Origin of the sequence: Aliiroseovarius sp. PrR006 (assembly GCF_010500215.1) — a bacterium.
Taxonomy (GTDB): domain Bacteria; phylum Pseudomonadota; class Alphaproteobacteria; order Rhodobacterales; family Rhodobacteraceae; genus Aliiroseovarius.
Genome location: NZ_JAAGOY010000004.1, coordinates 969,803 through 985,297 on the forward strand (window position 1 = coordinate 969,803; position 15,495 = coordinate 985,297).

13 protein-coding genes are annotated in these 15,495 nt (G+C 57.8%); 7 read left to right on the forward strand and 6 right to left on the reverse strand.

Going from position 1 to position 15,495, the window contains the following annotated elements; all coding sequences use genetic code 11:
• Nucleotides 1-10: 10 nt before the first annotated feature.
• Nucleotides 11-826 carry an ABC transporter substrate-binding protein gene (locus G0Q00_RS04780; RefSeq protein ID WP_163036873.1) on the reverse strand — a complete coding sequence of 272 codons (816 nt, stop codon included), beginning with the start codon at nt 824-826 and terminating at the stop codon, nt 11-13.
• Nucleotides 827-1,007: 181 nt separating this feature from the next.
• On the opposite strand from G0Q00_RS04780, the gene G0Q00_RS04785 reads away from it, so the two are divergent.
• A complete protein-coding gene (locus G0Q00_RS04785; protein WP_163036875.1) occupies nt 1,008-2,384 on the forward strand; it encodes a glutamine synthetase family protein in 1,377 nt (458 codons plus the stop codon).
• A gap of 103 nt (nt 2,385-2,487) precedes the next feature.
• Here G0Q00_RS04785 and G0Q00_RS15970 read toward each other — a convergent pair whose 3' ends face one another.
• Both G0Q00_RS15970 and G0Q00_RS04795 read right to left on the reverse strand, forming a co-directional pair.
• Nucleotides 2,488-2,850 carry a YrdB family protein gene (locus G0Q00_RS15970; protein WP_163036877.1) on the reverse strand — a complete coding sequence of 121 codons (363 nt, stop codon included), beginning with the start codon at nt 2,848-2,850 and terminating at the stop codon, nt 2,488-2,490.
• 140 nt (nt 2,851-2,990) lie between these two features.
• Nucleotides 2,991-5,780 (reverse strand): bifunctional aconitate hydratase 2/2-methylisocitrate dehydratase, encoded by a 2,790-nt coding sequence (locus tag G0Q00_RS04795; RefSeq protein ID WP_163036879.1) that lies wholly within the window; start codon nt 5,778-5,780, stop codon nt 2,991-2,993.
• Between the two features lie 297 nt (nt 5,781-6,077).
• Here G0Q00_RS04795 and G0Q00_RS04800 point away from each other — a divergent pair, with 297 nt between their 5' ends.
• Together G0Q00_RS04800 and G0Q00_RS04805 are read left to right on the forward strand one after the other, a co-directional pair.
• Nucleotides 6,078-7,391: an FAD/NAD(P)-binding oxidoreductase gene (locus G0Q00_RS04800; RefSeq protein WP_163036881.1), complete on the forward strand. Its 1,314-nt coding sequence runs from the start codon at nt 6,078-6,080 to the stop codon at nt 7,389-7,391.
• A gap of 14 nt (nt 7,392-7,405) precedes the next feature.
• Nucleotides 7,406-7,768, forward strand: coding sequence for a DUF5368 domain-containing protein (locus G0Q00_RS04805; protein ID WP_163036883.1), 363 nt, complete (start codon nt 7,406-7,408; stop codon nt 7,766-7,768).
• Between the two features lie 97 nt (nt 7,769-7,865).
• Here the strand turns inward: G0Q00_RS04805 and G0Q00_RS04810 are convergent, their stop codons facing one another.
• The gene (locus G0Q00_RS04810; protein ID WP_163036885.1) at nt 7,866-9,098 is read right to left on the reverse strand and encodes a urate hydroxylase PuuD; all 1,233 of its coding nucleotides are present in this window, start codon (nt 9,096-9,098) and stop codon (nt 7,866-7,868) included.
• Nucleotides 9,099-9,196: 98 nt separating this feature from the next.
• Between G0Q00_RS04810 and G0Q00_RS04815 the strand changes: the two genes are divergently transcribed.
• Nucleotides 9,197-10,114, forward strand: coding sequence for a LysR family transcriptional regulator (locus tag G0Q00_RS04815; RefSeq protein ID WP_163036886.1), 918 nt, complete (start codon nt 9,197-9,199; stop codon nt 10,112-10,114).
• Nucleotides 10,115-10,116: 2 nt separating this feature from the next.
• On the opposite strand, the gene uraH is transcribed toward G0Q00_RS04815, so the two are convergent.
• Nucleotides 10,117-10,470, reverse strand: a complete 354-nt coding sequence (gene uraH, locus G0Q00_RS04820; RefSeq protein WP_163036888.1) for a hydroxyisourate hydrolase — start codon at nt 10,468-10,470, stop codon at nt 10,117-10,119.
• 163 nt (nt 10,471-10,633) lie between these two features.
• On the opposite strand from uraH, the gene puuE reads away from it, so the two are divergent.
• From puuE to G0Q00_RS04835, 3 genes are read left to right on the forward strand one after another with little or no spacing between them, the layout of a single operon-like run.
• On the forward strand, nt 10,634-12,046 hold the full coding sequence (puuE, locus tag G0Q00_RS04825; RefSeq protein ID WP_163036890.1) for an allantoinase PuuE: 1,413 nt from the start codon (nt 10,634-10,636) through the stop codon (nt 12,044-12,046).
• Entirely contained in the window at nt 12,043-12,531 is a 489-nt protein-coding gene (locus tag G0Q00_RS04830; protein WP_163036892.1) for an ureidoglycolate lyase, read from the forward strand. Before puuE ends, G0Q00_RS04830 begins: the two co-directional genes overlap by 4 nt.
• 50 nt (nt 12,532-12,581) lie before the next feature.
• Nucleotides 12,582-14,054: a uracil-xanthine permease family protein gene (locus G0Q00_RS04835; protein ID WP_163036894.1), complete on the forward strand. Its 1,473-nt coding sequence runs from the start codon at nt 12,582-12,584 to the stop codon at nt 14,052-14,054.
• A 70-nt stretch (nt 14,055-14,124) separates the two neighbouring features.
• On the opposite strand, the gene guaD is transcribed toward G0Q00_RS04835, so the two are convergent.
• A complete protein-coding gene (gene guaD / locus G0Q00_RS04840; protein ID WP_163036896.1) occupies nt 14,125-15,477 on the reverse strand; it encodes a guanine deaminase in 1,353 nt (450 codons plus the stop codon).
• Nucleotides 15,478-15,495 lie beyond the last annotated feature (18 nt).

Here is a 15,495-nt window from a genome sequence, read left to right on the forward strand (position 1 = left end):
GCTATCCGCCTTATTGAATGACCGGAACGCCAGTGGCGCCTTGCAACCACTCGGCTTCGATCTCGGCCAGCTTTCCGCTGTCCGTCAGGGCTTGGATGGCTTCATCTACGCAAGGTTTCAAGGCGCTTCCGTCAGCCATCAACATGCCAAACTGATCCGGGTTCTCGGACCGCTCCGCCGGGAACTGTCCCAGAAGCGCGCCGTTCTCAACCACGACGGCCGACAGGTACAGTGCGGTCGGCAGGTCAAACAGCGCCGCGTCGATCTGATTGGCTTGCAGGGCCGCGGTCACGTCGGTGTTGTCGTTATACAGCAGAACGTCCTGATCCGGTGCGATCACTTGCCCCACCATAGTTGCGCCCGTATGCGAAGCCCCTGCGCCCCAGAGCAGCCCCTTCAGAACCTCTATCGTCGGCTCGCCGACCTTCTCGGCCACCGATTGCGTGGTCAGAACGGCCATGGCCGAGCTGTAATACGGCAGCGAGAAATCGACGGTCTCTTCCCGTTCGGGCGTGATCGAATATTGTTGCAGGTTGAAGTCGAAATTCTTAGCACCGGGCTGGATCGCCTCGTCAAACGAGGTGCGAACCCATGTCACGGCATCGTCTGCAAAGCCCATTTCATTGGCGACCGCATAGGCCACGGCGGCCTCGAATCCCTGTTTGCTTTCGGGGGCATCATCCATAACCCACGGGTAATAGGCAGGGTTGCCAGTGGCGATGGTCAGCACACCATCGGTCAGCGTCTTGCCCGCGGCACAATGATTATCAGCGAATGCTGCGCTGCCCGCCAGCGACGCGCAGAGGATCGTCATCAATGTTTTCATGTCTCAAATCTCCCCAGATTGGATATTTTATCGGAGCCTAGCGCGAAGCGTTCGTCTGTTCGAGCGAAAAGCGCCGACCGAAACGCCCATTGACCTTCTGTATAATTTGATCAAATATCCAGCACCAACTCTTTTTATGAAATCCGGCGTCGCATGACACCCGACGCCGAAGGAGGTTTTGATGTCACGAAAGCGCCCCTTGGATTGGGCCCAGAACTTGTCCGCTGATTTTGTCGCCTACGCAGATGGGCGTCGCATTGAAGAAGTGGAGTGCATCATCCCCGACATTGTCGGAACCTCGCGCGGGAAGGCGATGCCTGCCGCGAAGTTTGATCCCGCAACCGATCTGGCCCTGCCTATCTCCCTGTTTTATCAGACGATTTCAGGCGAGTATGTCGATATGGAAATCGAAAACCAGTGGGTTGAACGGGATATCGTGTTGCGGGCTGACATGTCCACGGCCTGTGCCGTGCCGTGGTCGGAAGATGTCACGCTGCAGGTCATCTGCGACATGTTTAACCGCGATGGCTCAGCGCTGGCGATTTCTCCACGTGGGCTTCTGAAGCGCGTTGTGGATCTTTACGCGGCGAAGGGCTGGAAACCCGTCATCGCACCCGAGCTTGAGTTCTATCTGACCAAGCCCAACCACGATCCGAACGAACCCATCGAGCCGCCGATCGGCCGCACGGGGCGCAAAGGCGCCAGCCGTCAGGTCTATTCAATGTCCGCCGTGGATGAATACGGCCCAGTGATCGATACGATCTATGACTTTGCCGAGGCGCAGGGGCTTGAGATCGACACAGTCATTCAGGAGGGCGGCGCAGGTCAGATCGAGATCAACCTGAACCACGGCGACCCGGTTAATCTGGCCGATCAGGTCTTTCTGTTCAAACGCACCATCCGCGAGGCGGCCTTGAAGAACGGTGTCTTCGCCACCTTCATGGCCAAGCCGATCCGTGACGAACCGGGCAGCGCGATGCACGTGCACCAGTCGATCGTGGACTCTGAAACGGGCAAGAACATCTTCTCGAACGACGATGGCTCGGCCTCGGACCTGTTCCGCTGGTTCATCGGCGGGTCACAGAAATACATCATGGATGTCGTGCCGCTTTTTGCGCCTTACGTGAACTCGTTCCGGCGGATCACGGTCGACGGGCAATCGGCCCCGGCCAATCTTGAATGGGCCGCAGACAACCGCACCACCGGCCTGCGCGTGCCACATTCCAGCCCGGCAGCCCGCCGCCTGGAAAACCGCGTGATTGGTATGGACGCGAACCCCTATATTTCGATCGCAGCCTCGCTGGCCTGTGGCTATCTGGGCATGATGAACAAGGTCGAGCCCCGTGCCGAAGCCGTGAAAGAGGTCTGGAATGTAGAGGAGCCACTGCCTGCCTCTCTGCGTGCCGCGTTAGAACTGTTTGACGAGGCCAAAGACATGCGCGCCGTGCTGGGCGAAGAGTTCTGCAAGCTCTATTCCGACATCAAATGGGCCGAGAACGAGGAATACCAGCGCGAAATCTCGCCGTGGGAGCGCCAGCACTTGCTGCTGAATGCTTGATCCATAATCAAGCATCAGAAAACGACGCAGGGCGAGGAATACTTCGCCCTGTTGTGCTTTTGAAGGTAATGCAGGTGGCAGTCAGCAGATTGCCAAAATCAACCTAGTTCTGCAGAAGCCAAGCAATACGACTTGGCCACAGTAAATAGTGAACCACGGTGAGCGCAGCGAGCCAGAACCCCGGCCACGTGTACCCCACCGCATAGAACGCCCATGCTCCGCCGAAGAGCACCCCCCACTCCAAAACTAGGCGAGCTATTCCGGGAACAGGCACGGGCGCACTACCGGAACGACTGGGGTCATCTGGCACGGCGAATGTCGCCCAAATTACGCCGAGCAGCACCACGGCTGCGCCAACCGCAAGGAAACGCCAAACTCCTTCGGTCAAGCCCCAGACAAAAATGCTGAACCCGGCCAAGGCAGCAAGCTCCAAAAGGAAACGAAGGGCTAAGTTGGCATTGTGCATGGCCTAAAGTCTCACATGTCGCTTCAAGCGGGACAACCAAATTCAGATTGTCCGGCAGGGAGGTCTGTGCCCGCTGAATACAGCAACGAAAAAAGGGCGGGGAAAATCCCCGCCCTTTCTGTGTCTCACCGTTGCTGGCTTTAGAAATGCGCCGACTTGGTGGTTGACGGAACAGCCAGAGGCGGAGCGAACTTGGTCAGGTCGATGCCTTCAACAGCAGCCTTGTATTCCTCCATCGTGGGCGTGCGGCCCAGGATGGCGGACAGGACGACAACCGGGGTCGAGGCCAGCAGGCTTTCACCCTTCTTCTCGGGAAGGTCGCCTACGACGCGGCCTTGGAACAGGCGGGTCGAGGTGGCCAGAACCGTGTCACCCTTGGCGGCTTTTTCCTGGTTCCCCATGCAGAGGTTACAGCCAGGGCGTTCGAGGTACATGATGTTCTCGTACTCGGTGCGGGCCTGAGTTTTCGGGAACAGGTCGTCAAATTCGAAGCCCGAGTATTTCTCGAGGATCTCCCAGTCGCCTTCTTCCTTCAGCTCGTCCACAATGTTGTAGGTCGGAGCAGCAACCACCAGCGGTGCGTTGAATTCGACCTTGCCCATCGTCTTCTCGAGGTTTTTCAGCATCTGGGCCACGATCTTCATGTCGCCCTTGTGCACCATGCACGAGCCCACAAAGCCCAGATCCACCTTCTTGTCGCCACCGTAGTAGGAAACGGGGCGGATGGTGTCGTGGGTATACCGCTTGGACACGTCATCGTTGTTCACATCCGGGTCGGCGATCATCGGTTCGTCGATCGCATCCAGATCCACAACGACTTCAGCGAAGTAGTTGGCGGTATCGTCCGGCGTCAGGGCCGGGTTCGCACCCGACTTGATATCGGCGATGCGCTTGTCGGCCTTGGCAATCAGACCGGCCAGAAGCTGGGCTTCGTTGTCCATACCCTTGTCGATCATGACCTGAATACGCGACTTGGCCAGTTCCAGCGAACCGATCAGAGTATCATCGTTCGAGATACAGATAGACGCCTTGGCTTTCATCTCGGCGGTCCAGTCGGTGAAGGTGAAGGCTTGGTCAGCCAGCAGCGTACCGATGTGAACTTCGATCACGCGGCCCTGGAAGACGTTGTCACCATGCTGGTCCAGCATCTGTGCCTGAGTGGCGTGGACAACATCACGGAAGTCCAGATGCTCGGCCATCGAGCCCTTGAAGGTTACTTTCACCGATTCCGGGATCGGCATGGATGCTTCACCGGTTGCCAGTGCCAGTGCCACGGTGCCCGAGTCTGCACCGAAGGCCACGCCTTTGGACATACGGGTGTGGCTGTCGCCGCCGATGATAACGTCCCAGTCATCCACGGTGATGTCGTTCAGCACCTTGTGAATAACGTCGGTCATTGCGTGATATTCGCCCTTCGGATCACGCGCGGTGATCAGACCGAAATCGTTCATGAACTTCATCAGCTTGGGAATGTTAGCCTGAGCCTTCTTGTCCCAAACAGATGCCGTGTGACAGCCCGACTGATAGCCCACGTCAACCGACGGAGAGATCACGGTCGCAGCCATGGCTTCCAGTTCCTGCGCGGTCATCGGACCGGTGGTGTCCTGCGAGCCAACGACGTTCACTTTAACGCGTACGTCCGAACCTGCGTGCAAAACTGCACCGGGCGTGCTGCCCAAGGCGTTGCGGTTGAAGATCTTTTCAACAGCGGTCAGGCCCTGCCCGTCAACTGTGATCTCTTTCGAGGGTGCGTAGGCAGATTTCAGTTCCTGTCCCAGCGCAGCAGCAGCAAATGTCTGCAGCTTCTTACCGAAGACCACGGCGTAAGAACCGCCAGCCTTCATGAATTCCACCTTCTGCGGGGTGAAAGCAGCAGCTACGCTTTTCAGTTCTTTGCCATCTGCGTCATGCAGGGTTTTGGTTTTCGAGTTGATGGTCAGAACGGTGCCGGTTGCGACCGAGTAGGCCTCTTCCAGAACGGCTTCGCCATCTTCGTCTTCAACCACGTTGCCGTCGGCGTCCAGCTTCTTGACCCAGTTATCCAGATCAATACCGATACCGCCGGTCACGCCTACGGTGGTCAGGAAGATCGGCGAAATGCCGTTGGTACCTGCCACGACGGGGGCGATGTTGATGAAGGGCACATAGGGGCTGGCTTTCTTACCAGTCCACAGCGCCACGTTGTTCACGCCCGACATACGGCTTGAACCAACACCCATTGTGCCTTTTTCTGCGATCAGCATGACGCGTGCGTCCGGATGCTGTTTCTGTAGCTCTTGGATTTCGACCTGCGCTTCCGGCGTGATCATGCATTTGCCGTGCAGTTCGCGGTCTGCGCGCGAGTGTGCTTCGGCACCCGGCGACAGAAGGTCGGTCGAGATATCGCCTACACCGGCGATATAGGTCACGACTTTGATTTCTTCTTCTACTTCGGGAAGCTTGGTGAAGAACTCGGCCTTGGCATAGCTTTCCAGAATACCGGCAGCGACGGCATTGCCAGCTTTGTAAGCGGCTTCCAGACGGTCAGTGTCAGCTTCATAGAGGAACACCTGAGTCTTCAGCACTTCAGCAGCCTGCGCGGCGATTGCCGCTTCATCGCCCAGTGCCAGATCCAGCAGAACTTCGACCGACGGGCCACCTTTCATGTGCGACAGCAGCTCGAAGGCGAACTCGACCGAAATCTCAGCAACCGAAGCTTGGCCAAGGATGATCTCTTTCAGGAAGGCGGCCTTGACGCCAGCGGCGCTCGTGGTGCCCGGCAGAGTGTTGTAAATAAAGAAATTCAGCGATGCTTCGCGTTCAGCGTTGCCGGTGTCCTTGATCTGTTCGATCAGTTCAGCCACCAGCGCGCCGTCGTCGATCGGCTTGGGATTCAGACCCTCGCCTTTACGCGTTTCAATCTCATTTAGGTAGTCGGTGTACAAGCTCATGACGATCCCTACGAATTCGAGTGTGATGCAGCCCGTGAACCCAGCGAAACAGAATCTTCTGAGGCCGGATATGTCTGCGGTATGCCGCTGTATACCAAACTATCGCAGGCGCTGCAATATCTACAAAGGCGGTAGAACGCCGCCTCGCCGCTTCATACACAGATTTGCGATCTGATCCCACTGCAATTTCACTGCGTCATTAGGCCACCCCCACCTGCCTAACACATTCATAGACCTGAATACTTAACGGGCGTAGAGAGGCGCCAGAACGAAGCATTGCCTGATTGGAGGTCGCTCATGTCACACAACTTCAACGCCACACGCCGCGGATTTCTTGGATTTGCCGCAGGCGCTGGTGCCCTTATGGCCGCGGGCGCTGGTGCAACAGCCGCCCCTGCCCCTATCGACACCAAGGCGAAAATTGTCATCCTTGGCGCCGGTGCTGCCGGCACCGCGCTCGCCAACCGGCTGTCGCGCCGCCTGAATGGTGCCACGATCACCATCATCGACCCGCGTAAGGAACATTGGTACCAGCCTGGTTTCTCTCTGATCGCAGCAGGACTGAAACCGGCCAAATACTCGGTCTCGCAAACTGGGGACTGGCTACCGAAGGACATCACTTGGATCGCCGAGCGTGCTGCCGAGATCGACCCGGATGGCAACAAAGTCATGACCGAGAGCGGCAAGACTTTGCCTTATGACTTCCTCGTGCTGGCCACCGGCCTTGTCCTGAACTACGGCGCAATTGAAGGCTTCGAGATGGACATGATCGGCAAGAACGGCATCGGATCGCTCTATGCTGGACCGGACTATGCCGCCAAAACATGGGAGGCCGCTGGTCGCTATACCGAAGACGGCGGTGTCGGCATCTTCACCCGCCCCGCCACTGAAATGAAATGCGCAGGCGCGCCGATCAAGCACACCTTCCTGATTGACGACATAGCCCGCAAATCCGGCACGACCAAGCTCGACATCAACTATATGGCCCATAACAAGGCCCTGTTCGGGGTTCCGATCATCTCGGAGAAACTGCGGATGCTGTTTGGCCAGCGCGAGGTCACGCCGCATTACAGCCACGTGCTGAAAGCGGTCGATGCGGGCAAGAAGATCGCTACCTTCGCGACCGAAAACGGCGATGCGGAGATGCCCTATGACTATCTGCACATTGTGCCGTCGCAGCAAGCGCCTGACGTGGTCCGCAACTCGGCTCTGACTGACCCCGGAAGCTGGGATGGTCGCGGCTGGGCCACAGTTGATAAACACACGCTTCGCCACAACTTCTTCGACAACGTCTTCGCCGTGGGTGACATCGCAGGCGTTCCAAAAGGCAAGACCGCGGCCAGCGCCAAGTGGCAGGTTCCAGTGGTCGAAGAGCATCTGATCGCGCAGATCGCAGGCACCAAAAGCGATGCCAGCTATAACGGCTACACGTCCTGCCCACTGATCACCCGCGTCGGCCGCGCGATGCTGATCGAGTTCGACTACAACAACGACCTCACCCCCAGTTTCCCCGGCGTGATTGCGCCATTGGAAGAGCTGTGGATCAGTTGGCTGATGAAAGAGGTCGCCCTGAAAGCCACCTATAACGCCATGATCCGTGGCGACGCGTAAGGAGGATTTGAGAGATGAAAGAACTGACTTTTAGCACTCTGATCGCCGTCTTCGAGGAAATCTTCGGCCCCACCCTGTTCTGGGTCATGGTCATTGTGGCCGCCGTGATCACGCTGGCCTATTTCTATGTACTAATCCGAGACCGCGCGGTCAGTTGGCGCAAATTCCTGCGTGCCCAGCTGTCGATGCCCTTCGGCGCTGTGTTTGCGGTTCTGTTCGTGCAGAAAATGACTCATTCGGGCTTTTCGGACATAGGCGGGCCGATTGACCTGATCATCCTCTTGGGCATCGCGGTGATGGGCGCGGTCGGCGCAGCCATTCTGGTCTATACGTTCGGCGCGCTGTTCTTGCAGAAACCCGGCCAGCGATCCGAGTAAAAACCACCTAAATCCACAAAAAAGGGCCGCATGACGCGGCCCTTTTGGTTTGGAAAATGCGATCTGTGAAAACTTCATATCGCACGCCACGACACGCTTAGTTGGACGTGGCGCCCCGATACCACGCCACGATATAGTCGCGGCCTTCTTGATCCATCTCGATGGCATTGGGCGGCGGCATGGCGTGGGATGCGCCCGCCTGCAGGTAGACCTGCTGGGCATGGCGCGCGACGTCTGCTTCGGTTTCCAGAACCACGCCTTTCGGGGCCCAGTACATGCCGTCCCATGACGGTTCACGGGCGTGGCACATCGAACAGTTTCCAACCACCGCATAGAAGGCGTCTTCAAACCCATCGGCCGAAGCGAACTTCTGTTCAAAGGCGGTCATCTCGCGCGCTTCAGCATCCTCGTAGGTTTCGCCGGTTTTCATGGTTGAAAGCCACGCAATCGCAATCATCAGCAGCACAGTCACCAACCACGTCCAGTTCGGCCCTTTGCCCGTCTTGTGCATGGTGTTGAAATAATGACGGATGGTGACGCCAGTCAGGAAAATCAAGCTGGCAATGACCCACGAATACTGGGTCGCAAAAGACAGCGGGTAGTGGTTCGACAGCATCAGGAACACGACCGGAAGGGTCAGGTAGTTGTTGTGGGTCGAGCGCACCTTGGCGATCTTGCCGTATTTCGCATCTGGCGTCCGCCCGGCCTTCAGGTCCGCTACAACGATGCGTTGGTTCGGCATAATCTGGAAGAACACGTTGGCCGTCATGATCGTCGCGGTGAAGGCACCCAGATGCAGAAGGGCCGCACGACCGGTAAAGATCTGGTTATAGCCCCAGGACATCGCCACGAGGATGACAAACAAAAGCAGCATCAGTAGCGTTGGGTTCTCGCTCAGCTTCGATTTGCACATCTGGTCATAGAGCAGCCAGCCGATGGTCAGCGATCCGCCCGAGATCAGGATGCCCTGCCACAAGGCCAAATCCGCCTTGGTCGGGTCCAAAAGGAACAGCTCGCCCCCGACCCAGTAGATGATCATCAGAAGCGCCGCACCCGACAGCCAGGTCGTGTAGCTTTGCCATTTGTGCCATGTCAGATGCTCGGGCATTTCTGACGGGGCCACAAGGTATTTGACCGTGTGATAAAATCCGCCGCCGTGCACTTCCCATTCCTCGCCATAGGCGCCGTCGGGCAGATTGGGATTGGGTTTCAGCATCAGATCGAGCGCGATGAAATAGAATGACGCACCAATCCACGCCATTGCCGTGATGACGTGAAGCCACCGTACAGAAAACGCGATCCAGTCCCACAAAATTGCCAGGTCGTACATGGCATACCTCCCATATTCGTCTTAGCGACACTCTATGCTAAGCATATTTATTCTGGTATTGCTGCTAAATACCAAGCAGCATCAAAAAAAACAGAACAATGTCCTATCTTGCCAACATCCGAACCTTCGTGCGTGTCTATGAACTTGGAAGCATGTCCGCCGCGGGGCGCGACCTCCGGGTGTCGCCAGCTGTAACGTCCTCGCGTATCTCTCAGCTGGAAGACTATCTGGGCGTACGCCTGTTTCAGCGCACCACGCGCAGCCTTGCCCCGACCGAGCAGGGTGAAAGGTTCTATCGCGGCGCCACGGAAATCCTTGAAGCGGTGGAAAGTGCCGAGGCGCAAATTGTTGATATAACAGAAAACCCTCGCGGCCCGCTTTATGTCGCTGCCCCGTTGGGTGTCGGGCGTCGCCTGATCGCGCCGCTCGTTCCCGATTTTCTAGAGAAATACCCGGAGGTCAGCGTGCGCCTGCGCCTGACCGACCGCAAGGTGGACCTGACCACCGAAGGGCTTGATCTGGCGTTTTTCCTTGGCCAACCGGAAGACAGCAACCTCAAAATCCGCAAGATTGCCGATGTCGAGCGCGTCCTCTGCGCCGCACCGGCCTATATTGAACAGCGCGGCATGCCTCAAAGCGGGGACGATCTGATCAACGATGGGCACGAATGCCTCAGCCTGCGTTTTCCCGGCGCGACCGAGTTCCAATGGCTGTTGACCACGAAAGACGGCCCGAAACGCTTTCGCGTGACCGGGCGCTACGAATCCGATGATGGGGATGTGCTGACCGATTGGGCGCTTGGCGGAAACGGGATCGCGATGAAGCCGGTTTTCGAGATTGCAGAACACCTGAGTTCTGGGCGGCTGGTTCCGGTCGCGACCAAAACGCCGCCCGAGCCCATTCAGATGGCTTGCTTGTTCACCCACCGACGCGGTCAGGACCCCAAGTCACGACTGTTCATGGAGTTCGTGATCGATCGGATCGCCACAAGCATCCGCAGCAAGGATGCAAGCTAGCCTCAGCTGCCTCGGTAGGTAGAATAGCCGAAGGGCGACAGAAGCAGAGGCACGTGATAATGCGATGCTTCTGACATTCCAAAGCGCAGCGGGATCACATCCAGAAACCGAGGCGCTTCAGGCGGAACACCGATGCTGTCCAGATAGTCCCCTGCATAAAACACAAGTTCGTACTCGCCGGTTTCAAACTTTTCGGCGGGCAAGATCTGTTCGTCGGTTCGGCCATCATCGTTTGTCACCAGCGTTTTAAGCAAACTGCGCTCAGCGCCATCAATCCGAAACAGCTCGATCTTCAAGCCCTCTGCGGGACACCCGCGGGCGGTATCAAGCACGTGTGTGGTCAAGTAGCCAGTCATGGTTGGTATCTCCTATGTGGGCTTATGTTCAGCAGCCCCTTCTTAGTCTGGAAGCGCAAGCACACACAGAGCCAGACTGCCGAACAATCCTTCTTGATTAATTTGAAAGTACTCTCGGATTTTCGCCCTAGAATGACATCTAAGACAAATAAAGGGAAACCACGTGACACGATACCCACGCGACATGACCGGATACGGTGCCAAACCGCCGGTCGTCAGATGGCCCGGCAACGCAAAGATCGCCGTCCAGATCGTCCTTAACTATGAAGAGGGCGGCGAGAACTGTGTCCTGCATGGGGACGCGGCATCAGAAGCCTTCCTGTCCGAAATCACCGGGGCGCAACCCTGGCCGGGGCAGCGTCATTGGAACATGGAGTCCATCTATGAATACGGCTCGCGGGCCGGTTTCTGGCGCGTGCACCGTTTGCTTGGTGACCTGCCGGTCACTGTTTATGGCGTAGCCACTGCTTTGGCCCGCGCGCCAGAGCAAGTGAAGGCGATGAAGGCCTCGAACTGGGAAATCGCCAGCCACGGCCTGAAATGGGTCGAGCACAAGGATATGTCGCCTGATGAAGAGCGTGCGCAGATCCGCGAGGCGATCCGCCTGCACACCGAGGTCACAGGCACAGCTCCGCGCGGCTGGTACACCGGCCGCTGTTCAATGAACACGATGGATTTGGCCGCCGAAGAAGGTGATTTCGCCTATATCGCGGACAGCTATGCCGACGACCTGCCCTATTGGATCAATGCCGGTGGGAAGGACCAACTGGTTGTTCCCTACACGATGGATTGCAACGACATGCGCTTCGCGATTCAGGCGGGTTACACCAATGGAGACCAGTTCGAGAGCTACCTGAAGGACAGCTTCGACATGCTCTATGCGGAAGGGGAAGCTGGCGCGCCCAAGGTTCTGTCCATCGGCCTGCATTGCCGCCTGATCGGGCGCCCCGGCCGGGCAGCAGCCCTGAAACGTGTCATCGATCACTTCAAATCACACGAAGGTGTCTGGTTCGCCACCCGCGAACAGATTGCCGATCACTGGGCCAAGGAGCACCCCCCGATGCAAGGACTGAAACCCTCTGAGATGGACAAAGACACATTCGTGGCCGAATTCGGCGGCGTGTTTGAACACAGTCCTTGGATTGCCGAAGGCGCCTTTGGTCTGGAACTGGGACCGACCCATGACACGGCCGCAGGCGTACACAATGCCTTGGCCCGCGTGTTCCGTAGCGCCAGCGAAGAGGCGCGCTTGGGCGTGTTGGTGGCGCACCCTGACTTGGCCGGGAAACTGGCCGCCGCCGGGCGCCTGACTGCAGAAAGCACCGCCGAACAAGCGGGTGCCGGTCTAGACATGCTGACGGACGAGGAACGCGCGACCTTCACGAAACTCAACGAGGCGTACACCGCCAAGCACGGATTCCCCTTCATCATCGCGGTGAAGGACAACACCAAGCCCAGCATTATGGACGCCTTCAACCGCCGGATCGACAATGACCGCGATACCGAGTTTGCCGAGGCCTGCCGTCAGGTCGAACGCATCGCCGAGCTGCGTCTGGACGAGAAGTTCGCCGCATGACCCTGACCATCACCCCCCTGCCCCTAACGCCCGAAGCGTTTGCGCCTTATGGCGACGTTCTCGACACCAAGGGGACGCCTGACAAGATGATCAATCAAGGGCTTTGCGGGCGGTACCATGACCGCGCGACGCTTGATTTTTCGGACGGAAACGCCGGGATCAGCATCTTTGATGCCGAGGCCCGCAGCCTGCCGATGGTGCTGGATATGGTGGAACGCCATCCAGATGGAAGTCAGGCGTTCATTCCGATCAGCCGCGCACCGTATCTGGTCGTCGTCGCCCCGGACGCGGGCGGCCAGCCGGGGACACCCGTAGCCTTCATCGCGCAGCCCGGACAAGGCGTGAATTACCACCGCAACACCTGGCACGGGGTCTGTGCACCCCTTTCTGATCAGGGACAGTTTGCGGTGATCGACAGGATCGGCACGGGGCCGAACCTGCAGGAACACTGGTTCAAGGAGGAAATCAGAATCGAAAGGCCATAAGCCCGAAGTCGGAAGAGGAGCCGACACGGGCATCATAGGGAGGAAATCTAATGGCTAACACATCCATCGGGACGCCAGAGCAGCTGCGCGACCCAAACTACACACCACCACTTGCCAAGGCTGTGCCCTTGGGCATCCAGCACGTGCTGGCAATGTTTGTTTCAAACATCACGCCCGCCATTATCATAGCCGGGGCCGCCGGCTTTGGCTTTGGCTCTGACGCGGGCGCGCTTGGCTTTCCAGACATGAGCTATATGATTCAGATGTCGATGCTGTTCGCCGGCATCGCGACGCTGTTGCAGACTCTGACTCTGGGCCCGATCGGCGCCGGGCTTCCGATTGTGCAGGGCACAAGCTTTGCCTTTATCCCGATCATGATTCCGTTGGTTGCGGGCAAGGGGCCCGAGGCTCTGCCGGTGATTTTCGGCGGCGTTTTGGTTGGTGGTCTGTTCCACGCCGCGCTGGGGACCGTTATCGGACGTATCCGGTTCGCTCTGCCGCCGTTGGTTACCGGCCTAGTGGTGCTGATGATCGGTCTGTACCTGGTGCGCGTCGGCATTGAATACGCCGCAGGCGGCGTGCCGGCTAAGGCCTTTGGCCATGAGGAATACGGCAGTCTGCTGAACTGGTCGGTGGCACTGGTGGTAATTTTCTCGACCCTCGGGCTTAAATTCTTCTGCCGTGGCATGCTGTCGGTGTCCGCGGTGCTGATCGGCATCGTCATCGGCTATATCTATTCGATGTTCTTTGGTCTGGTGACTTTTGAAGGCATTGGCCAAAGCTGGGACCGCGCGGCGGCGTTCGGCCTGCCAAATCCCTTTAAATACGGCATCGAAATCAGCATGGCTGCAGTCATTGGTTTCTGCCTGATGTCCTTTGTCAGCGCGGTCGAAACCGTGGGCGACGTCAGCGGCATCACCAAAGGCGGTGCTGGGCGCGAAGCCACTGACAAGGAAATCCAAGGCGCGACCTATGCCGATGGTGTTGGTACAGCAGTTGCTGGCTTGTTTGGCGGTCTGCCCAACACCTCGTTCAGCCAGAACGTGGGCCTGATCGCCATGACCGGCGTGATGAGCCGCCATGTGGTGACAATTGGTGCTATCTTCCTGATCATTTGTGGCCTGATGCCCAAAGTTGGTGCTTTGATCCGCACGATCCCAATCGAAGTGCTGGGCGGCGGCGTTATCGTGATGTTCGGCATGGTCGTCTCTGCCGGTGTTTCGATGCTGTCAGATGTGGTCTGGAACCGTCGTAACATGGTGATCTTCGCCATCGCTTTGTCGATCGGATTTGGCCTGCAGCTCGAGGTTATGAACCTCAAGCCCGGAGCACCAAACGCACTGCAGTACCTGCCGGATACCCTGCGTATACTAGCCGCGTCTGGAATTCTACCGGCTGCTCTGATCGCAATTGTATTGAACCTGCTGTTGCCGGAAGAACTGTCAGATGAAGCAACCGACGAAGTGTCTGGCGGCCACGCTGGTCACGGTCAAGGCTCGCTAGCACAGGATGATCACGTCTAAGAGCAGCACATAAAAAACAAAAAGCGGCGTGAACCTCACGCCGCTTTTTTATTGGAACTGTACGGTGGGATCACGCAGCAACGGGTTCCTTCGAATTCTCAAGATCTGCGCTGACACGCCCGGTTTTGGCCGCCGCGCCAGCCACATAGACCTGATCGACCGCGCGGTCATCCCCCAGCATCTGCAGGATAAACAGCTCTTCCGACAGCGTTTCGGCGCGCTGCATCCGAAGGTCCATCGCATGGGTGGATCGGGCGTTCAGAACAACAATGTCTGCATCCGATCCGGTGGCCAAGGACCCAATTTTGTCCGACAGGCCCAGCACCTCGGCATTGCCACGCGTGATCCAGTCGAACGCGGCAAGCGGGTGCAGTTTCTGGTTCTGAAGCTGCAGGATCTTGTAGCCTTCATTCAGGGTCTGCAGCATCGAATAGCTGGTCCCTGCCCCAACATCGGTGGCGATCCCGTTTTGAATACCACGCGCATTAAGGCCCGCGTCGTCAAACAGGCCACTGCCCAAGAACAGGTTCGAGGTCGGGCAGAAAACCGGCTTCGAGCGCGTCTCAGCCAGCACATCAATCTCACGCGATGTTAGATGAATGGCATGGCCGAGCAGGGTTTTTTCACCCAGCAACCCATAGTGTTCATAAACGCCCAGATAGTCTGGCGCGTCGGGATAGAGCTCGGCGGTAAAAGCGATCTCGTCATGGTTTTCGCTCAGGTGCGTTTGGACGAAGCAATCGGGATGCTCTGCCACCAATGCCCCCGCCATTTCCATCTGTTCGGGCGTCGAGGTGATCGCAAAGCGTGGCGTAATCGCATATTGCGCGCGGCCCGTACCGTGCCATTTCTCGATCAGCGCCTTACTGTCATCATAGCCCGTCTGCGGCGTGTCCCGCAGTCCATCGGGGGCGTTTCGATCCATCATGACTTTGCCGGTGATCATGCACATATTGCGTTTCGCGGCTTCAGCGAACAGCGCCTCGACCGATCCCGCATGGACAGATCCAAAGGCAACCGCCGTGGTGGTCCCGTGGCCGGTTAGAAGGTCACAGAAGTGCGCGGCCATCGCGGCTGCATGGGCATCGTTAGCAAAACGTGTCTCTTCAGGGAAGGTATAAGTGTTCAGCCAGTCCAGAAGCTGCGCGCCCCACGAGGCGATCACCTGCACCTGAGGAAAATGGACATGCATGTCGATGAAGCCAGGCATCAACAGATGCGGGCGGTGGTCGATCACCGTCGCGTTTGGCGCACTGGCTGAAAGCTCTGAATAGGGTCCGGTCGCTTCGATCTTGCCGTTTGCGATCAGGATCGCGCCATCTTCCAGATAGTTATAGGCCTCGGCGTCGGTCTCGTCCAAAGGCTTGCGGTTGAAGTCGAGCGTCCGCCCGCGCAGAAGCGTCCGTGGCTGTGTGTTGGTCATCTTAATATCCGGTTCATT